Here is a 20912-nt window from a genome sequence, read left to right on the forward strand (position 1 = left end):
CAACTCAATAAAGTGCAGCGCACCGCTATTTGTAAAGCTTTCTGTAATCGAATAGAAGAGTTAGGTTATCAGTCAGGTGTTTATGCTTCTACGAGCTGGTTTAAGAGTAACCTGGATGTGTCACAGCTTTTGGATTATTATGTATGGGTAGCACAGTATGCAAGTACTTGTACGGCAACGCACAGAACGGATATGTGGCAATATACTTCGAAAGGGAGTATGGCAGGGATTAGCGGGAATGTAGATATTTCACATTGCTATACAAATCTTGGCAATACATCCAGTACAAATACTTTAAAAACAAACGAAACAACTATTGAAGCAGATAAAAGTAAAGTTGCTGACATATTCAAAGTAAAAGTAACAGCAGATAGTTTAAGAATTAGAAAAGGACCTAGTACAAGCTATGCTCAAGTTGGCAGCATAAGAGATAAAGGTGTTTATACCATAACAAAAACCTCTGATAACTGGGGATATCTTAAAAGTGGTGCAGGTTGGATTTGTTTGGATTATACAAAGAAAGTATAATCTTTTACACGATTTTGAAAAAAGATATGCATAAATATAAATATGTATTTTTATAAAATGTATTATATTAGGGAGAAATAATTCGTATTAGAGTTAGTCAAAAGTTAGTCAAAACCCTTTGATATCCAGTGTTTACAAGGTTTAAGGTTGCATTGGTAGTGTTGAGGTCACGAGTTCGACTCTCGTTAACAGCTTAGTGAAAATTAGTTTAAAATAGCTTCAAATCCTTTAATAGTAAGGGTTTGAAGCTATTTTATTTCATAGGAAAGACCTTGTTGTGTATAAAAGCTTTGTTTTCTATCAGTCACTAATTGCCGGTAATAGAATAATGAAAGGGTAATTCATAGTAAACAGTTATACGATAACGTTTTTAACAATATTTTCCAAGGATTAATATTTGATAATATGGTATTATATTCCTGAATTATATTTTGAATTTAACAAAGGAGGAAACCGGCATATGAAAGTGGCTGGAATTATAAGAAATTGTGATAATTTAGGAAGAGTTGTGATACCGAAGGAATTAAGAAAAGCTTTTGAAATAAAAGACGGAGATCCCGTTGAGATTTATGCACAGGATGATGCAATAGTATTAAAAAAATATATACCATCTTATGACCTTAAGACAAAAATTGAAAATGCAATAACAAGTTTAAAAGATTTAGCAGAATATAAAGGTCTTGAATATGAGGATACAAAAAAAATTAATGATCATTTAGGCTTAGCTTTGTTAGAGTTTGAGAAGTTAGAGATAAATTCAGGGAAATAATTAATTTAGTATAGGTAATAGGCTGTTAAAGTGAAAATAACAGCCTTTTTGTTATTTATTTTGATATGTAAAAAGGATATTGATAAATCTAAGGTTGACTTTTTGGTACTTATGTCCTATAATAAGTCTATAAAAATAGACTAGAATGGAGAGAGTTTATTGGCGATATTTAATGTCGCAGATCTACTATGCAAATTGAAATTTACAATTTAAACGAAAGGTGGTATTCAATTATGAAAAAATATCTTAATATTTTACTTTCATTATCAATATTAAATCTATTGATAATAGCTCTGATTTGGCCTGCTTCAACAGTTAATGCAGCAACTAGATTTAAGTTTGTTGACAGCAATAATATTACATGGGAATTTACCTTATACGGAGGAAGTGCTACTGATGTACGATTAGCTAGTTCTGCTTCAGGTACATTAACGGTACCAAGTACACTAGACGGATACCCTGTTACCTCTGTTGCTGGTGTAAACACTAGTGTAACCTTTCTTCAAAGCTATGGAAAATCGGTTACTGCTGTAATCTTTCCGGATACGTTAGAAGAAATTAAGGATTACGCTTTATATAATGTAGATAATATTACATCTGTTAATATTCCAAACAGCGTTACAAAAATCGGAGCTTATGCATTAGCAAATATGGATCAGGTAACCTCCCTAAGTTTGCCAAATTCGATAAAATATATTGGAGCATATGCCTTTGCTAATAATTGCTTTACTAAATTAACAATTCCGGGCAGCGTTACCTTTTTGGGTGGTAATTTATGCCAATCTTCTAAATTACAATCCGTAATTTTTCAAGAAGGAGTCACTGCAATTCCGGCCTATTGCTTTCTGTCTTGTGCATCGCTGACAAGTGTTTCAATACCAAATACGGTAACAGAAATACCAAGTGATTGCTTTAATAGGTGCACTACACTGAGAAAAATATCGATACCAGATTCTATAAAGGCTATTCAAATCGGTGCTTTTGCTTATTGTACTTATTTAAGGGAAGTGATATTGGGAAGCAACGTTGCAACGATTGGTAGCAGAGCGTTTTATGAATGCGACGGATTAGGTTCATTATATGTTTTGAATAAAAATGTCCAAATATATGACAACGCGGAAACAATTAGTACAGCGCCGCTCATTCGCTGTTATAAAGGCTCAACTATGGATGCTTATGCAACTAAATACGGCAGAGTTGTTAAGTATTTAGAGTAGAATAAAATAGTTTGCGAAGCAATTACTTCCTTTTCTGCGTCGCTGCAATTCCCACGGAGGGTTTTATACTAGGAAATTTATCGAAATTTCCTAGGTATGTAAACTAAAAGGTTCAGCCCCTCAGGGCTGAACCTTGCAAGCGTTATCCGCAGCTTTTACAAATTAATTTAAGAAGTTCGCTTAAGTTACATGAGCTAAAGTTGAAACACATAGAACATATCCTCCTTTACTTTTTTGTTTCTTAAGAATAAAATAATTGTAACACATTTGTAACAAGTATGTAATATATAAGTTATGGAAAGCAAAGCAAAACTTGGTAATCGAGTAAATTAGATAGATATTTCATGTTACATCACAAAAAAGCAGCTAGATAATAGCTTCAATTCTAAAAGGGGTTGGAGCTATTATCTAGCTGTTTTAATATTTGATACATACATATTGCAATTCCAAAGAAGTGAGTATTAGTTTGAAACCAGAGTAAAAATTGATTCAAGAATCAGAAATTATAAAAGTGGAATGTGATACGCCAAAAGATATGTATCAAAATGATACACAATCATGTAAAAAACGTACATAAATAAGTAAAAATTAAATTGAATATACAATGTGTATAATATAATATCACGAAAATGCGATTATATATACAAAGTTGCCTAAAATATATTGTAATCATTATTGTTTTAGGATACAATCAATGTATCAAATTAATACACAAGAACAAAGAAAGTAATTGTCGAAAGGGAAAAAAGATGAATCATATATACCAAACAATGATTGATATTTTAAAGCAAGAATTAGTTCCGGCACTTGGATGTACCGAACCCATTGCACTTGCATATGCTTCAGCTAAGGCAAGAGAGGTACTGGGAGAGATGCCAGATGAGCTGTATGTAGAATGTAGTGGTAATATCATTAAAAATGCAAAGAGCGTTATCGTTCCAAGAACTAAAAATCTAAAAGGTATTGAAGCAGCAGCTATTGTAGGAATGCTAGGAGGCAATCCGGATAAAAAGCTAGAGGTATTAACAACTGTGACAGAGGATAACATAGAAGAGGCCAAAAGACTTCTGGAGAGAAAATATTGCAAAACAAGTTTGTTAGATACTCAGGAGAAGCTGCATATTATAGTACATATGAAAAAGGGAGAGCATTCTGCCCTGGTTGAATTGGTGAAGACACATACAGGAATTATAAAAATAGAAAAAGATGATAAGGTTATATTTATTGATGAGGTAACGGAAGAAGCGATAAATGCAGTTGATTATAACGTGCTCAACATTGCTGACATTCTGAATTTTGCTGAAAATGTTGAGATTACAGAAATAAAGCCAATATTAGTAAGACAGATTGAGTACAATACTAAAATAGCGAAAGAAGGTTTATATCATACTTACGGTGTTAACGTAGGAGCTGCTTTAATTGATATCTATGGTGATGATGTTAAAATACGTGCAAAAGCAATGCCGGCTGCCGGCTCGGATGCCCGAATGAATGGATGTGAGCTTCCGGTAATTATAAACTCGGGAAGTGGCAATCAGGGTATGACAGTTTCTTTACCGGTTATAGAGTTTGGGAACATGTTAAATGTAGACGAAAACAAGCTATTAAGGGCATTATGCATTAGTAATCTGATTGCAATATATCAGAAATATCAAATAGGAAGATTATCAGCGTATTGCGGTGCTGTAAGTGCAGCAGCGGGAGCAGGAGCTGGAATAGCATATTTATATGGGGGAAAAGAAGAAGAAATAACCCAAACATTAGTAAATACTTTGGCTAATGTATCAGGCATCGTATGTGATGGGGCAAAATCTTCATGCGCAGCTAAAATTGCTTCTGCTGTGGATGCAGCAATCGTTGCTACAATGATAAGTCTTAGAGGTAAAGGTTTTGTGGCGGGAGACGGTATTGTAAAGGATACCATTCAAAAAACAATTGATGGAGTTGTTACATTAGCAAAGGAGGGAATGAAAGAGACCGATGAAGTAATACTTAAAATTATGATGAATGAGGGATAGCAAAAGCAATAAGAAACTATAAAAAGAACCGCCAAAGATAAAACAAATTAATGAGAAATCAGAACACAAAATGAAAGGAAAATTTTATGAAAAAAATGAAAAAGTGGGTTGGTTTAGGTTTAGTATTGGCAATGACAGCAGGGTTTACAGGTTGTACAAATAATTCTGCCACTTCAAGTGAGAGCACATCCGATAGTACAAGCACCACAAAAGAAACTGAAAGTACACAAAGCAGTGAAAGTACAGAGACAATCAAAATTGCAGTTGCTGCTCCAATGACAGGTGATACGGCTGAATATGGAATTGGTTTTACAAATGCAGCACAGTTAATGGCAGATGAATGGAATGCAAATGGAGGAGTATTAGGACAGCAAATAGAAATCGTGCCTTATGATGACAAAAATTCCTCGGAAGAAGCGGCAACTATAGCACAAAAAATTGTAAGCGAAGGTGATATTGTCGGAGTAATCGGTCACTTTTCTTCCGGAGTCTGTCTGACAGCAGCACCAATTTATCAGCAAAATCAAATAATAGAAATATCTCCATCTGCTTCTCATCCTGACTATTCCTTGGTTGGTGATTATATTTTCAGAAATAATACGGTAATCAAATCAGAGGCAGCGGCAAGCATAGATATTGCAACGCAGGATTTAGGTAAGAAAAACATTGGCATCATTTCAATCAAGACAGATTGGGGAACTAATACATCACAGGTTATAAAGGATTTAGTAGAGCAGCTTGGCAGTGATGTTAAGGTAGTGGCTCATGAAGAAGTAGTAGAAGGCTCTGATGATTATAGTCCGGCAATTACCAAATTAAACGAAGCAGGTGCTGATGTTGTAATCTGTGCAGGAATGTATAATTTAGTGGCACCGGTAGCAAAACAGTATAAGCAGATTAATCCTGACATACAAATTGTTGGTTTCTCAAATGCTTACAGTCAACAATTGATTGAGCTTGGTGGAGATTCTGTAGAAGGCGTATGCTTCCCTGTAATTTTCTTCTCAGAATCACAAGATGAGAAAATTAAAACCTATGTAGATGCATTTACAAAAGCATATGGTACTGCACCAAGTGCTTTATCATCTCAGGCATATGATTCAGTCGGTATGCTGTTAACTGCAATTGAACAGGCAGGTACGACCGATTCACAGCAGGTTCGTAAATTTTTAGCAGATTTGGGATATGATGGGGTGACTGGCTATACCAAATTTGATGAAAATGGCGATGTTCAAAAAGATTTCATAAAGGTAACAATTAAGGATGGCACTTTTGTAAAAATGGATTAAGTGAGAAAGGTAGCGGGCTTTTATGAGTTAGAAGCATAAAAGCCCAGATAAGGTGTATAGATGATAGGACAACAAATATTTAACGGTCTGACACTTGGAATGGCCTATGCACTTATTGCTGTAGGATATTCTCTGGTATTTGGAATCTTGCGTCTGGTAAACTTTTCTCATGGCTCCGTTTATGCGTTTGGAGCGCATGCCGCCTTATTATTTGTCGGTATGAAACTGGGGATTTTTCCAGCAATATTAATGAGCTTAATTTTTACAGGTGTACTTGGAATTTTAATTGATAAAACAGCACTTGAGCCTCTCCGCAAGAAAAAATCAATGCCTATTGCATCACTAATTACAACCATAGGTATATCAAACATAATACAAAACATGTTAACGGCTACCTTTGGCAGCCAGAAAAAAGCATTCCCGGCATTGTTTGATTTTGGTGTGATCTCAGTTGGAAAGCTACAGATTTCATGGACACAGATTTGTATGTGTATCATATCATTAATGCTTATGTTAGTTCTTGTATTACTGGTTCATAAAACAAAAATTGGTTTGGCAATGCGTGCCTGTGAGCAAAACCCAAAAGCAGCCAGCATGATGGGAATCAATGTAAATTTTATTATATCCTTTACTTTCTTTTTGGGAGGCGTATCTGCAGCAATTGCAGGTGCATTAATCAGCGGTTACTACCAGATTGTATATCCAAACATGGGATATATGGCTGGCTTAAAAGCTTTTGCAGCAGCCGTATTAGGAGGTATTGGCAGTTTACCCGGTGCTTTGATCGGAGGACTCTTGGTAGGTGTATCCGAGAGTATGGCAGCAACCTTTTTAGGATCTACGTATCGTGACTGTATGGCGTTCATCATTTTAATTATTGTGCTAATTGTAAGACCGAATGGTTTGTTTGGCAAGAAAGGAATAACAAAGGTGTAATAATATGAATGATATAAAACAGAAAAAAAATTTTAATATCATACTGTATCTTGAACAATTCATTGACCGCTTTAAGCTCCCATTGGCAGTGAGTTCGGCAGTACTATTATTAATATTTCCGCATTTGTTAACCAACCAATACATTCTGACCATTGTGGTAAAAGTAGGAATTTATATTATATTAGCGTTAGGACTTAATATTTTGACAGGATATGTAGGATTGGTATCCTTAGGGCATGCAGGCTTTGTTGCAATCGGAGCTTATACTGCATCCTTGCTGGCAACAAGACTTGGACTAGGTTTTTTTCTATCCATGCTATGCGGCATGATTTGCGCAGGAATTGCAGGAATTTTACTCGGGCTGCCCACTCTTCGGTTATCCGGTACGTACTTATCAATTGTAACGCTAGGCTTTGGCGAAATTATAAAAACAATTGCCATGAACTGGGATTCGGTTACAAATGGCACACTAGGAGTAAAAAATATTCCAAGTCCATCCATTTTTGGACTTAAGCTTACCATTGCAAACGGCGGATTTTACTATCTTATGCTGGTGATGCTGCTGATTGTCACACTTTTTTGCTACGTAACCTACAAATCACGTACAGGCAGAGCATTCTTAGCCATAAAGACAGATGAGATGGCGGGCATCATGATGGGCATCAACGTTACCTACTATAAGGTTTTAGCATTTGTATTATCCGCATGTATCTGTGCATCTGCCGGAGCGTTGTATGCAAGCTTAATTGGCTATATTGATCCGAATACTTTTACCTTTGATGTATCAACCATGATATTAAGTATTGTTATTCTGGGAGGTATGGGTACCATACGAGGAATGTTCATAGGCTCCATTATTCTTATTACATTTCCGGAGTTGTCAAGATCCTTAATGGATTATCGGTTTGTAGTATATGGTCTGATTCTAGTACTCATGATGCGTTTTCGCCCTCAGGGTTTACTGGGCTGGAAGTCTCAGATGCCTTATAAGTTATCAAAAAGCATTACCAGGAAATTAGAGCAGGCAAGGTCAGATAAACAAGAAAATTTATCACAATAATGCGAAGGGAGGGCAGACTGTCATAAGTGACAGGAAAAATTATGGCATATTTACAGGTAAATGAAATTACAAAAAGATTTGGCGGAATTGTTGCCGTAGACAAGGTAAGCTTTGAAGTAAACAAAGGAGAAATTGTAAGCATTATAGGCCCAAACGGAGCTGGTAAAACAACCGTTTTTAACATGTTAACCGGTGTTTATACGATTGATGAAGGAGAGATTGTTTTTGATGGGAAACCAATTCATAATCAAAAGCCTCAGGATATCGTAAAAGTAGGAATATCAAGAACTTTTCAAAACATTCGATTGTTTTATGACCTGAGAGTAGTGGAAAATGTCTTGGTGGGTACACATATCAATACAAATTATAATTTTTTTGATTCCGTTTTTCGTACACCAAGATTTCGAAAGGAAGAAGATGATAAGGTCTATAATGCAATACGTATTCTACAATCGATAGGACTTGACAATCGAAGAGATGACTATGCGCAGAATCTTCCTTATGGAGATCAAAGAAAGCTGGAAATTGCAAGGGCAATAGCGACAGGAGCGAAAGTACTGTTACTGGATGAGCCGGCTGCTGGAATGAATCCGCAAGAATCGGCAGAGCTTTTGCAATTCATCAGAAGTTTGAAAGTACAAGGCTATACCGTTATTATGATTGAGCATGATATGAGTGTTGTAATGAATATTTCAGATCGGATTTATGTAATCGATCATGGAAAACCAATTGCAAAAGGTATTCCGAGTGAAATTGCAAATAATGAAAGAGTAATTGAAGCTTATTTAGGAGGTGTGAATATTAATGCTTAAAATAGAAAATTTACACACATATTACGGCAATATACACGCTCTTAAAGGCATTGATTTAGAAGTAAAGGAAGGGGAAATTGTTTCCTTAATCGGAAGCAACGGAGCTGGTAAATCAACTCTGCTTAGTACCATAACAGGTGTGGCTCATGCTAAGTCGGGCAGCATCACATTCAAAAGCAATAATATTACTAATATACCAACTTATCATATTGCAAATACCGGTATTAGTATTTCACCGGAAGGAAGAGAAGTTTTTCCAGCCTTAACTGTAGAGGAGAATTTACGTTTAGGTGCCTACATTGTAAAGGATAAGAAAAAGATAGAAGAAGGTTATGAAAGAGTATACAAGCTTTTTCCCAGATTACAGGAAAGATATAAGCAAACTGCTGGTACGTTGTCTGGTGGAGAGCAGCAGATGCTTGCAATAGGGCGTGCGCTTATGAGTAATCCGCAGCTTTTATTGCTAGACGAACCATCACTTGGTCTGGCACCCAATATCGTATTACTAATCTTTGACTTAATACGTTCCATCAATGAACAAGGTATTACGATTCTTTTGATTGAACAGAATGCAAATATGGCACTTTCTGTATCTAATCGCGCCTACGTACTTGAAAATGGTACTGTTTCAATGTCAGGTGATGCCAAGCAGATTGCAAACGATCCTAGAGTAAAAAAGGCGTATTTGGGACAAGCATAAAGGAGATAAAAGCATGAAGAAAATTATCAATGAACCTACAAAAGTAGTGTCAGAATTTCTAAAGGGTATGGAGAAAGCTCATCCGGAGCTAGAATATACAGAAAAACTTGAGGTGCTTTCAAGAAGAGAAAAAAGTGATAAAGTTGCTGTGATATCAGGCGGTGGCGCAGGCCATGAACCTGCACATGCAGGGTATGTCGGAATGGGTATGCTTGATGCAGCAGTAACGGGTAATGTATTCTCTTCCCCAAGTCCTGACCGTATTATAGAGGCGATTACTAAAATGAATGCAGGTAAGGGTGTTTTAATGATCATCAAGAATTATTCGGGTGACATCATGAATTTTGGTCTTGCAAAGGATTTGGCAGAATTAGAGGATATTCAAGTAGAAAGTGTTGTAGTAAGAGATGATGTGGCAGTAAAAGACAGCACCTATTCGACTGGGAGAAGAGGAATTGCAGGAACTGTATTTGTACATAAGATAGCTGGTGCAAAAGCGGAAACAGGGGCATCCTTACAAGAGGTTAAAGCAGCAGCCGAAAAAGCAATTGAAAATATCCGAAGTATGGGTATGGCAATGACACCATGCACCCTTCCGGCAGTTGGAAAGCCAGGTTTCTTACTTGGTGAAGATGAAGTAGAAATAGGAATGGGAATTCACGGCGAGCCGGGAGTTATGAGAACCACAATGAAAACGGCACAGGAAACAGCAGAAATTTTATTAGATAAAATACTTCAGGATTATGATTATTCAAACAGTGAAGTTGCCCTAATGGTAAATGGACTTGGTGCCACTCCTCTTATGGAGCTTTATATATTAGAGAATGAAATACAAACGCTTTTAGAGGAAAAGCAAATCAAGGTTTATAAGACCTTTGTAGGAAACTACATGACAGCACTTGATATGAGTGGATGCTCGGTTACTTTAATGAAGCTTGACGAAGAATTAAAAAAGCTGTTAGATGCACCTTGCAACACACCGGGTCTTAAAATTGGATAGGAGGTAAGAAATGGGATTTCATTTAACAAGTAAGGACTACGCTAACTATATCAGAAAAGCATACCGGCTCATACATGAAAAAGGAGATTACATTACAGAATTAGACAGTGCAACAGGCGATGGAGATCATTGGATTAATATTAATATGGGCTTTGAGAAATTGGTAGAAGCGGCAAATGAATTAGAAGAAATGACAGTTTTTGAAGAGTTTAAGAAAATCGGAACCATTATGATGTCAGTAATCGGAGGCTCTTCCGGCGTGTTGTATGGAAGTGCATATTTGGCAGCAGCTAAGACCTTAAAAGAAAAGGAAACGATTCAAAATGAAAATTTATGTGAGGTTTTGGATGCTATGCTCCAAGCCATCATGTCCAGAGGGAATGCTCAACCAGGCTGGAAAACAATGATAGACAGTCTTGCACCTGCGGTACAATGCTATAAGGATTGCATTCTAAATCAGGTGGATGAAAAGACATGTTTGAGTAGGGTAAAGCAGGCGGCAATTGACGGAGCGGAAAGTACAAAGGATATGGAGGCTGTCAGAGGAAGGGCAACCTATCAGGCAAACAAAGGAGTCGGACATCTTGATCCAGGAGCAGTTACTATGTCCTATCAGATTGCAACATTGATGGATTGTGTTCTTGAAAAACTATAATTACAAATACATATTAACAGAATAATAAAATAAGTCGATATAAAAGGAGATATTACGATGATTAAAAATGAAGCAAGTGACAGAGGAGAACATATTAAGGATTTACGTGATGCGATAGAGCATAGAGCTACCTGGTTTTATTACATGTTGCAAGAGGCTAAGAAAAAAGGATTGGATTATGATTTTGCAAGAGATGCAATTAAAGCCTGCGGCTGTTTTCATGGAGACACTAAATATACAAAGACAGAAGATTTAGCTGTATTTGCACCTGAGTTTATCAATGAAAATGTTCGTAATATTTTCGAAATGGATACTACGCTTAGCGAGGATGAATTTAACATTGAATTTCATTACTGTCCATTAGTGGCAGCTTGGAGAAAACTGACAGAGGATGAAGAAGAAATTGCTATGTTATGTGATATAGCAATGGACGGAGACAGAGGAATTGCAAGTACTTTCCCTAATTTTGAATTTCAATTGGGAAAAACTATAGCAAAAGGAGATTCTATCTGCGAAGTTTGCTTTAAAAAGGTAAACAAGTAAGTAGGATAGAAAATAAAAGGGGTTACTATAAAGTATAAATTTTATAGTTTCCCCATTTTGCTTGTAATTGTACTGGGAAGAGTTAAAATAAAAGAAGTATTAATAAAGGGAGGAATTGTGAATGCCAGTTGAAACTTTACTGGGAACCGTAAAAGAATTTGTAATCAGGTTTTCAGATATCATATCCAATACCATAGATGCTGATGTCATTATCGCAGATAATAATTTTAAAATTGTAGGAAATACAAGCCGGTATTATACCGTATATGATGAGGTCGATGCTGATTCCTTAATCGCAGAGGTAGTAAAGAGCAGGAAAAAATTAATTGTAGAGGATAAAGCGGGCAGAGCTTCATGCCTGAAATGTCTCCACTTTGATGAATGTAAGTTATTTGGTTTTGTAGGCGTTCCGATATTCCATAATGATATAATAGCAGGCGCAATTGCATTAATATTGCCGCAGCATAGAGTTAACTCTCTTTTTGAAAACATAGACTCATCTGTGGAATTTTTAGAAAATATGGCAGAATTGTTGTCAGGCAAAATTGATGCCATTAATGAAAATAAATCATTAAATCAAATTATCATAGAGCAGGAAGCTATGATGGATCTGTTAAGTGATGCGGTAGTTTTTACAGATTTCTTTGGAAATATCAGACATTACAACAAATTATTTCAGAATCTTTTTTTAGTTACGCAGGATTGTATTGGAAAGCAGCTTCAGGAATTTATACCTCATGCTATTTTTGAAGAGTCCTATGAAAACCAGAAAGAATTTAAAAATATCAGAATCCATTTTGCATGGGGAAATGTAGAATTTTATGGTTTTATTTCCAGTAAATATGTCAGAATCAACGGAAAAGACTACGGTACTATGTTTTCTTTCAGGACGGTAAACGAGGTGCTAAGAAATGCACAGCTTTCAGAGAAAGGTTCTCTTGTCACTTTTAACTGGAGTGAATGGATGTTTCCGCGTGAAATATTAAAGCAGGCAAAGTCGCTTGCAATTACACATAATAATATTTTGATATTAGGTAGAAACAGAAACTTAAATGAGATTTTGGCAAAAGGAATTACAAACTATTCAGAGCGTAGTCTTAAAGGGCTTAAACTACTGTATTGCGATAACCTGTATCGGGATTTGTTAGAGGTTTTTTTATTTGATGAGTTTGGCGAATTAAGAGATTCCAATATGGGAACGATGCTTGTCCAAGATGTAGAAAATCTTCCCCTTCATATTCAGAAGCGCTTTCTTCATTTCTTAAAAACAGGAAAAATTGGATTAAATAATGACACGAGTGCAGAATCCGATGTAAGATTTATATTTGCGACCACAAAGAATCTTAAGGATTATGTAGATAAAGGTCTGTTTATGGAGGAACTATATTATCGTATTGCAGAGTATAGTATAGAGGTATCCGGAATACAAGAGGATCAGGCGCTGTTTTATAATATGCTTCGCACTGGATTATATTATTATGCAACAGTGTATGACAAGCATAATATAAAATTAGACGATAAAGCGAAAGAATTTTTATACCAGTGTAATATCAAAGAGGATTTAAATCTGTTAGAAGCTACAATTGAAACAATTGTGAGGCGCTGCGACGGTGTGGTATCAGAACAGGATTTAATGGATATGGAGTTATATCAGGATAACGAAGCATCCTTGAGCCGGTTGGAAAAGGAAAGAATCAGTGAGCTGCTACAAAGCGGAATAAGTAAAACAGAAATAGCCAAGCGACTTGGAATTGGAAGAGCTACACTTTATCGTAAGCTAATGGAATATGAGCTTTCAGAATAAAGGTAAGAAATAAATATGATGAATCATTTACATGCCATAACTTAAAATCCGCTGCGAAAGAGCTAAGAAATAGGCTGATTCGCAGCATTTTTTGTAAAAAAGTCATAAATAATGATGAACAAAATTATATAATTAACACAAAAAAATATTATTTATTAAGCATTCATTGACAATAGTATATAAAAAAACTATAATACATTTAAATTGAGTGGTTGAACCACTGAACCGTTAAACCACTCAAAAAAACTCAATCACTTGACCAGAGGAGGACTTTATGACAGACAAACAGGATTTACTAGCATTGACCCATATGGGTGAAACACCGGAAAAATATATGAAATCAGTAACACCGCCAGTGTTTATGAATTCCCTTCATGTATTTGATTCCGTAAAGGACTATTTTGCAGTGGATATATTCAATGATGAATATTATTATGGAAGAGCATCCAATCCTACCGTTACAATTTTAGAAAAAAAACTGGCAGCACTAGAGCATGGTGAAAGAGCCGTAGTTTTTTCAGCGGGTATGGCAGCCTGTGCAGCAGCAATACTAGCAATTTGCAAAACAGGTAGTCATATTATTTGCATTCGTGAGTGTTATGGACCTGTACAGCATCTCCTGGATGAGTTTCTGGGAGAGAAAATGAACATTTCAGTTTCTTATGTAGAAGGTAAAGATTTAAAGGAATTCGAACAAGCCATTCGCCCCGAGACGGATATGATTATACTGGAGAGTCCAACAACCCTTGTATTTTCTGTAGTGGATTTGGAAGGGGTTGCTAAACTGGCAAAGGAGCATGGAATTAAAACTTATATTGATAATACTTATTCAACACCTATTTTCCAAAAACCTCTTGATATGGGTATTGATATCGTTATGCATACTATGACAAAATATATAGGTGGACACAGCGATCTGATTGGTGGAGTATTAATATCTAAGGATGAAGAGTTTATGCGAAAGATAATGGTTCAAAGAGATTGGTTTGGAGGAGTAATTGGACCTATGGAGGCGTGGCTGGCTATTCGAGGACTTCGTACACTAGATGTTCGTATGCAAAGACATTATGAAACTACAATGGAGATAGCAAAATTTTTAGAAAATCATCCCAAAATTAAGCGTGTATTCTACACAGGACTGCCATCTCACCCACAGTATGAGCTGGCTCGTAAGCAGCAGTCGGGGGAATGTGGTCTGCTTAGTGTTGAAGTCGAGGGAGATGTACAAGATGTAGAAACCTTTGTAGACAGCTTGAAATTATTTAGTAAGGGCTGCTCTTGGGGAGGTTTTGAAAGTTTGGCAATTGCTTATACTTATAATTGGAGTGAGAAAGAATTGGAATTCCATCATTTAAGCAAAAACATAGTTAGACTGCACTGCGGGCTGGAAGGTAGTGAGAATTTGCTTCAGGATTTGAAGCAGGCTTTGAATAAAATCTAAAATACGAGGTGTATCATGGAGAAGATGATGAATGATAAAACAATAAGAAAGGCAAGCCTTGGAGTTGCAATTCTTCCATTGGCATTTATGCTGGTAGTACTTTTTACTGGATTGATTTTATTTAGTGTTGACATTAAGATTCTGCTGCTGGTTTGTGCGGCATTTACAGTATGCATCTGTCTGTTATTGGGTCATACATGGAAAGAAATAGAGAGTGAAATTGTAGAAAAGCTTGCAAAAGCGTTTCCAGCAATTATGATTTTAATATGTGTCGGCCTTATGATTGGGGCTTGGATTGTAAGTGGTACGATTCCGTTTTTAGTATATATTGGTTTGCAAATCATTAGTCCCAAATTTATTATAGTAACCTCATTTCTTGTTACCGTAATTTTGTCTGTCAGTACGGGTACTTCATGGGGGGCAGCAGGTACTGTTGGTGCAGCACTTATGAGTGTGGCAGCAGGTATGGGAGCACCGCTTCCGGCAGTAGCAGGAGCCATTGTAGCGGGAGCATACTTTGGAGATAAAATGTCTCCGCTTTCTGATAGTACCAATATGTCAGCAATTGCAACAAATACTAATTTGTATCAACATATTGGGCATATGTTTTATACCACCGTTCCTGGTTTTATTATAAGCTGCGTGGTTTATGTTATTGCAGGTATGTCGTTTGCAAGCAGCGGAGAGATTGGACAGGTGGATGACATTATTCAGACATTGGCTAAGCTGTTTAATTTCAGTATGCCAATAGGAATTTTACTTCTTGTTCCACCTGTTATTGTAGTTATGGGCTCACTTAAGAAAAAACCTACCATTCCGGTTATGATGATTTCATCAGCCGTAGCCATTATTATTGCAATGGCTGTTCAGGGATTTTCATTTTCAACCTGTGCGACCAGTATGGTAAGCGGCTTTAAAATGGATATGTTTGTGAATCCTGCTGTTGATTTAGACAGCGTTGTAAAAGAAGTTCCGAATCTTTTACAGCGTGGTGGTATGTCCTCTATGATGAATACTGCACTAATGGCTTTTTGTGCTTTTGGTTTTATCGGTGCCTTGACTGTTTCAGGAAGCTTAGATGTCATTTTAGAACGTATCATGAAGCATGTTCATGGAACAGGACAACTTATTACCATTACTACTATTCTGGGAGTGATTATTATTACAGTCATTGGGGAAGCATCTGTAACTTTCCTCATGATTGGAGGTCTTTTCAGAGAAGAATATGTAAAGAGAGGTTTAGAGACAAAGAATCTTTCGCGCACGCTGGAGGATAGTATTACAGTAGTAGAACCATTGGTTCCATGGTCACTTGCCGGAGTTTATATGACATCTACACTGGGTGTAGCTACCATTGAGTATGCACCTTGGGCATGCTTGTGTTATACTGGAGTAATCTTTGCCATTATATGGGGCTTTACGGGATTTGGAATTGCTAAGATTAAGAAAGGCAGCGACAATTACGAAGAATATTTAGAGCTAAATAAAGAATTAAATCTTTAATAATGATATAAGATTTGAAAGATTTTATTATACATATAGAATAAATGTTTTAATCACTGTATCAGGGGATGTCCCTTTCTCATGAAATTGAAAAAGGACATCTCCTATTTTATTTCATAAGAAAGACAGATGCAGACATGTCCGCTTTTTAGTTTATTGTTCTGATTTCAGATTGAAGCCATAGTCGTTAATCTCATCAACGGCTTGGAATGCAGCTTTAATGTCTTTGCGATAGATAGCATTCGCAAGTTCCAGATGCTTTGATACGGTAGGAAGCCATATTGAATCATTACCGGATTTAGAATCTTGTTGACGTACAAATCGATCTTCACGAATGTTTATAATTATTTGATAAATGGCAGTGTTATTTCCACTTTCGTATAATTTGCTATGAAATCCATGATCGAGTGTGTGGCTGTAAATATTTTCCTGTGACAGCTTTACCATTTCAGAAGCGATATCTATTAATTCTTCTTTCTCTTCCTTGGTGGCATGGTTGATTGCATTAAGTATGGCTTGATGCTCTAAAGTATATTGCAGCTCTTGTATATCCGCCATAGAACAATTGTCTAAACGGATAGAAAGGGTACTTTTCTCACCATAAGGATCCTTAATGAAAACACCGCGTCCCGTTTTAACATAAATAAGACCTCGATCCTCCAAAATCCGCAGTGCCTCTCTTACAGAATTTCTGCTGGTCTGAAGCATAGCAGACATATCGCGTTCGGAAGGCAGCTTGTCTCCTGGCTGTAATCTGTTTACCTTTATGTAGCTGTATATTGAATCAGAAATCTTTAGATACAAGGATTTTCTTTCAATTGGCTTTAAGGATACATTTTTTTCGTTCATACATGGTTTCCCCTCTTAGTTTATCTCACACATACAACGTATGTTCTTATATTTTGCAAGTTTTTTTGATAAATGTCAATCAAATTAAAAGAATTCATGTGAAAATATGAAATATAGATAGGAAAAAAGAGAGTAAAGATGGCAACGGTACATTAAAAGAAATAAGGGAATTAAGTCAGGAAGAATTTAATACACACAAAAAAGATAAGTACGAATAAAAAAATTAATCAGATTAAGGCCTGTGGATATAATCCATAGACCTTAATGTCCTTTATAGGCATAAATATTATTTATTGAGATAAAATTTTAATTAATTCAATTTTTTGGTCATTTCTTAAAGCCTTTGCATTTACAGTAATAAACTCGCGTAAATCTTCAAAGGCAAGTGGTTTTGTCTCAGGATAAGAGGAGGACTCAGCCAACATTTGTATTTTATTGTCCTTATAAATCAGATCGATATTATAATCTTTCTTAATCGAATCCAATCTAACGTCCCTTACAAAATTATAATAATTAAATTCATAAATGGAAGCAAGCTTTTGTAAGGCTTCCACTTTTATTTTACGTTCACCACATTCATAGCGCTGAAGTGTTTTAGAAGCAATATCAAGCTGAACAGCAACTTCCGCTAAAGTAAGACTTTTCTCCAAACGAACCTCACGCAGCTTTTCTCCAATTTCATAATAAAGCTCAAAATCTTTTTCACTCATAATCAATTCTCCTTTTAATATATTCTATTGTAACCTTAAAGTGGACAAAATGCAAATAAAATTTATAATGAATGACCGAAAATGGTTGACTTAAACATTTTACTGTGCTACTATTTGTATACGACCAATTACGGACAACGAAAAGAAAGGAAAATAACAATGGAAAATAATACGCAATTTGCAAAAAGAATGACACTGAAGGAAATAAGAATGAACACTGGATTAACACAGGAACAATTTTCAAAGTTTGTTGAAATACCATATAATACATATAAAATGTATGAAAATGATATTTCCAAAATAGAGATAGGAAGATTATTTAAAATATGCAATAGGGTTGGAATACCAGTAGAAGAAGTACAAATATAAATAGAATGACAAGACCAATAATGGACAAAAAGAAAATGTAAAATCAAATACAATAAAAATATAGCAGAAAAAATAATATTATGCAACAGAATAAGTGAATAGAGAGGAAAAAATTGTGAAACAGTCGGATAAAGAGAAGAAAGAACGAGAAGAAACATTGGATTACTTAAAGATGCTTGAGCTATTAAAATATCAACCAATACCCAACCAAAACGATATTAATTTCATTAATCTGGTTACAGACCTATATTCGAAACATGGCCGACTCTACATATCTATTTGTATTTTTCACTACGGTTTAATGAAAGGAATCAAAAGTGAAAGAGCCAGGAAAAAAAGAAGCTAATCAACAAAACGAGATACCCGCCGCTTAAAGGCTTATTGTCAGAGCTGCGGCGGTGTGGTAATCTTATTATAAAGTATAAAGTTATTTCATAAGGCTAACGTTATATAGAACTATTCATTATCAATATTATTATTGTTATCAGTACTCGAACCAGTCTCACAAAGGTCTCTTCTCGCAGCTATAGTTCCCAAAGAATCACCCAGTTGGGAGAACATGGAAGAAAATAGGGATAATTCATCAGTTGTATAGCATTTTGATATGGAGCAAGCAATTGCACTGATAAAAGCAACAAGTTCACATTCATCCATAATAATCACCTCTAAACAGTATATTCAAAAAGGGTAGTAATATTATAAAGAATTTATATAAAGTTTTTTAATGTTTAATAAATTTGTGCTATGATGAAAAAAGTGTTAATCCTTTTTGGCAATGTCGAATATCATATGATAAAGTCATAATAGAAAGATAAATAATTGAAATAGTGATATTAAAAAATTCTGTTTTATGATAGTATATTGTTAGATTGACAAAAATTAGTGAATAATAAAAGATTGAACTAATAATTTAGATGGTGGAAAGGTGAATTAATTATGATAGAACAGCAATATAAAAGAGCGGATAAAGCTGATTTTCTGTAAGTATGATAGCATTAGTGATGATGCTTATTTTATTGTCAACAGTTTCAATACAACAGGTATAAATGTGATGCTAATTATTGAATGGCAGACGATTTGCGAAAATATGCTAACTAAAAATAAGAAGAGCTGTTGTTGGTAAATCTTGCAACAGTTCTTTTTTTTATCAGGAAGATATGGAGAAGATATGATAGAAGAGATACTTAATAATATTGTAACTAAAAATGATTTAAGACAGAATCTAAGTGAATTGAGAAAAGAAGTTAAGGATAGAGCAAATAAGCTTTCATTGCTTTATAAATTAGGAAATAATTATGATGTACTGTTTCAATTGCTGGAACATGAAGATGCAAAGGTTCGAAAAAGTGCTGCATTGCTAATTGGAGAACTTGGCATTGAGGAGGCTCTGGATTTCCTTTATAATAAGTATATAAAGGAAGATATCTTATTTATTCGAAGCTCTTATATTGTGGCAATGGGGCATTTAAACTGTCAAAGATATATTGAAGCTTTCAAGGATCAGGTAAAAGAATTATCAAAAATAGAATTGACGCCGGAGAATACAAAGCATGTTTTAGAGGAGCTTAGAGAATTAACGGCCATTATAGTTCAGTGCGAAGGAATTACAAGTCATAAATTTATTGGTTATAAGGAGCAATTTAATATTATTTTGCTGACGAATCGAAATTACACCAGTGTCACATTAGCTCAACTAGAGGGAATGAAAGCTAAGGAATTTAATGCGGGAATAATGCTGCAGACAAATCGAATTGAAGAGGTATTGACAATAAGAACTTACCAGGAACTTCTTTTTAGTATTGCAGGAATGAAAACATGTCCTGCAGATGTGCATGAAGCTGCAAAAACAATAGTAGATTCTAATTTACTGGAATTTTTAACAAACAGTCATATTGGAAAACTTCCTTTTTACTTTAGAGTAGAAGTAAAAAGCAAGCTTCCGCTTGATAAAAAGAGTGAATTCGCGAAAAAGCTTGCGCTGGAAATTGAACGTTTATCAGAGAGAAAGTTTATCAATAATACCTCAAATTATGAATTTGAAATAAGAGTTATTCAAAATAAAGAAGGAAATTATAATCTATTAGTTAAATTATATACAATACCAGACGATAGATTTGTATATCGGAAAAATGTAATAGCGAACAGTATAAAGCCTGTCAATGCTGCATTGGTGGTGGAATTGGTCAAGGACTATTTAAAACCAAATGCCACTGTGCTGGATCCGTTTTGTGGTGTTGGTACCATGCTCATAGAAAGACACAAAAAAGTAAAAGCTAACACGATGTATGGAATTGATATTCTGGAAGAAGCAATTGAAGGAGCCCGAATCAATACAGAGGAGGCACATCTGATAGCGCACTACATTAATAAAGACTTTTTTGAATTTACGCATGAATATCTATTTGATGAGGTAATTACAAATATGCCTTTTGCAATGTGCAGAATAACAAAAGATGAAATATATGAAATATATGACCGCTTTTTTGTAAAGATTAAGAAGCACTTGAATGAGAATGCAATCCTCATTCTGTATTCCCACGATAAGGAAACGGTTCATAAGCTGGCAAAGGCAAGGGGGTATTTAATTCTCAACAGCTACGAAATATCGATGAAAGAAGGAACGTATGTATTTGTTTTGTCATGCGATATCTGTTAATATCCTATTAATACTTTAATCTTTTAAAAATATATGATATGATACTATTTATG

At 35.3% G+C, this 20912-nt stretch carries 21 protein-coding genes; 18 read left to right on the forward strand and 3 right to left on the reverse strand.

Annotated features, from left to right (window positions below; translation table 11 throughout):
* The 15 genes from C8E03_RS18390 to nhaC form a co-directional block, all read left to right on the forward strand.
* On the forward strand, positions 1–528 hold a 528-nt coding region (locus tag C8E03_RS18390; protein WP_278321199.1), incomplete at its 5' end, for a GH25 family lysozyme.
* A 460-nt stretch (positions 529–988) separates the two neighbouring features.
* Positions 989–1297, forward strand: coding sequence for an AbrB/MazE/SpoVT family DNA-binding domain-containing protein (locus C8E03_RS18395; RefSeq protein ID WP_094378288.1), 309 nt, complete (start codon positions 989–991; stop codon positions 1295–1297).
* 233 nt (positions 1298–1530) lie between these two features.
* Positions 1531–2514, forward strand: a complete 984-nt coding sequence (locus C8E03_RS18400; RefSeq protein ID WP_170123061.1) for a leucine-rich repeat domain-containing protein — start codon at positions 1531–1533, stop codon at positions 2512–2514.
* Between the two features lie 749 nt (positions 2515–3263).
* The gene (locus tag C8E03_RS18405) at positions 3264–4532 is read left to right on the forward strand and encodes an L-cysteine desulfidase family protein (protein ID WP_201798233.1); all 1269 of its coding nucleotides are present in this window, start codon (positions 3264–3266) and stop codon (positions 4530–4532) included.
* A gap of 86 nt (positions 4533–4618) precedes the next feature.
* Positions 4619–5821: an ABC transporter substrate-binding protein gene (locus tag C8E03_RS18410; protein ID WP_110291807.1), complete on the forward strand. Its 1203-nt coding sequence runs from the start codon at positions 4619–4621 to the stop codon at positions 5819–5821.
* A gap of 60 nt (positions 5822–5881) precedes the next feature.
* Positions 5882–6757, forward strand: a complete 876-nt coding sequence (locus tag C8E03_RS18415) for a branched-chain amino acid ABC transporter permease (protein WP_094378285.1) — start codon at positions 5882–5884, stop codon at positions 6755–6757.
* A gap of 4 nt (positions 6758–6761) precedes the next feature.
* The gene (locus tag C8E03_RS18420) at positions 6762–7817 is read left to right on the forward strand and encodes a branched-chain amino acid ABC transporter permease (RefSeq protein ID WP_094378284.1); all 1056 of its coding nucleotides are present in this window, start codon (positions 6762–6764) and stop codon (positions 7815–7817) included.
* 41 nt (positions 7818–7858) lie between these two features.
* Positions 7859–8629, forward strand: coding sequence for an ABC transporter ATP-binding protein (locus C8E03_RS18425; protein ID WP_094378297.1), 771 nt, complete (start codon positions 7859–7861; stop codon positions 8627–8629).
* Positions 8622–9329, forward strand: coding sequence for an ABC transporter ATP-binding protein (locus C8E03_RS18430; protein WP_094378283.1), 708 nt, complete (start codon positions 8622–8624; stop codon positions 9327–9329). Before C8E03_RS18425 ends, C8E03_RS18430 begins: the two co-directional genes overlap by 8 nt.
* Before the next feature lie 13 nt (positions 9330–9342).
* On the forward strand, positions 9343–10329 hold the full coding sequence (gene dhaK, locus C8E03_RS18435) for a dihydroxyacetone kinase subunit DhaK (protein WP_094378282.1): 987 nt from the start codon (positions 9343–9345) through the stop codon (positions 10327–10329).
* A 10-nt stretch (positions 10330–10339) separates the two neighbouring features.
* Positions 10340–10984 carry a dihydroxyacetone kinase subunit DhaL gene (gene dhaL, locus C8E03_RS18440; RefSeq protein WP_110291808.1) on the forward strand — a complete coding sequence of 215 codons (645 nt, stop codon included), beginning with the start codon at positions 10340–10342 and terminating at the stop codon, positions 10982–10984.
* 57 nt (positions 10985–11041) lie between these two features.
* Positions 11042–11527, forward strand: coding sequence for an L-2-amino-thiazoline-4-carboxylic acid hydrolase (locus tag C8E03_RS18445; RefSeq protein WP_094378280.1), 486 nt, complete (start codon positions 11042–11044; stop codon positions 11525–11527).
* Between the two features lie 121 nt (positions 11528–11648).
* A complete protein-coding gene (locus tag C8E03_RS18450) occupies positions 11649–13331 on the forward strand; it encodes a sigma 54-interacting transcriptional regulator (protein WP_094378279.1) in 1683 nt (560 codons plus the stop codon).
* Between the two features lie 274 nt (positions 13332–13605).
* The gene (locus C8E03_RS18455) at positions 13606–14772 is read left to right on the forward strand and encodes a trans-sulfuration enzyme family protein (protein WP_094378278.1); all 1167 of its coding nucleotides are present in this window, start codon (positions 13606–13608) and stop codon (positions 14770–14772) included.
* A 15-nt stretch (positions 14773–14787) separates the two neighbouring features.
* Positions 14788–16275, forward strand: coding sequence for a Na+/H+ antiporter NhaC (nhaC, locus tag C8E03_RS18460; RefSeq protein ID WP_181899241.1), 1488 nt, complete (start codon positions 14788–14790; stop codon positions 16273–16275).
* Positions 16276–16428: 153 nt separating this feature from the next.
* Here the strand turns inward: nhaC and C8E03_RS18465 are convergent, their stop codons facing one another.
* Together C8E03_RS18465 and C8E03_RS18470 are read right to left on the reverse strand one after the other, a co-directional pair.
* Positions 16429–17124 (reverse strand): FadR/GntR family transcriptional regulator, encoded by a 696-nt coding sequence (locus tag C8E03_RS18465; protein ID WP_094378276.1) that lies wholly within the window; start codon positions 17122–17124, stop codon positions 16429–16431.
* A gap of 290 nt (positions 17125–17414) precedes the next feature.
* Positions 17415–17834 carry a helix-turn-helix domain-containing protein gene (locus C8E03_RS18470; protein ID WP_110291809.1) on the reverse strand — a complete coding sequence of 140 codons (420 nt, stop codon included), beginning with the start codon at positions 17832–17834 and terminating at the stop codon, positions 17415–17417.
* A 159-nt stretch (positions 17835–17993) separates the two neighbouring features.
* Between C8E03_RS18470 and C8E03_RS18475 the strand changes: the two genes are divergently transcribed.
* Both C8E03_RS18475 and C8E03_RS18480 read left to right on the forward strand, forming a co-directional pair.
* Entirely contained in the window at positions 17994–18203 is a 210-nt protein-coding gene (locus C8E03_RS18475; protein WP_170123062.1) for a helix-turn-helix domain-containing protein, read from the forward strand.
* A gap of 115 nt (positions 18204–18318) precedes the next feature.
* The gene (locus tag C8E03_RS18480; protein ID WP_094378273.1) at positions 18319–18549 is read left to right on the forward strand and encodes a hypothetical protein; all 231 of its coding nucleotides are present in this window, start codon (positions 18319–18321) and stop codon (positions 18547–18549) included.
* Between the two features lie 110 nt (positions 18550–18659).
* Here C8E03_RS18480 and C8E03_RS18485 read toward each other — a convergent pair whose 3' ends face one another.
* On the reverse strand, positions 18660–18857 hold the full coding sequence (locus C8E03_RS18485) for a DUF6774 domain-containing protein (RefSeq protein ID WP_094378272.1): 198 nt from the start codon (positions 18855–18857) through the stop codon (positions 18660–18662).
* 514 nt (positions 18858–19371) lie between these two features.
* Between C8E03_RS18485 and C8E03_RS18490 the strand changes: the two genes are divergently transcribed.
* On the forward strand, positions 19372–20859 hold the full coding sequence (locus C8E03_RS18490) for a methyltransferase domain-containing protein (RefSeq protein ID WP_094378271.1): 1488 nt from the start codon (positions 19372–19374) through the stop codon (positions 20857–20859).
* Positions 20860–20912: the final 53 nt, after the last annotated feature.

This window comes from Lachnotalea glycerini, assembly GCF_003201285.1.
In the GTDB taxonomy this organism is placed as follows: Bacteria; Bacillota; Clostridia; order Lachnospirales; family Lachnospiraceae; genus Lachnotalea; species Lachnotalea glycerini.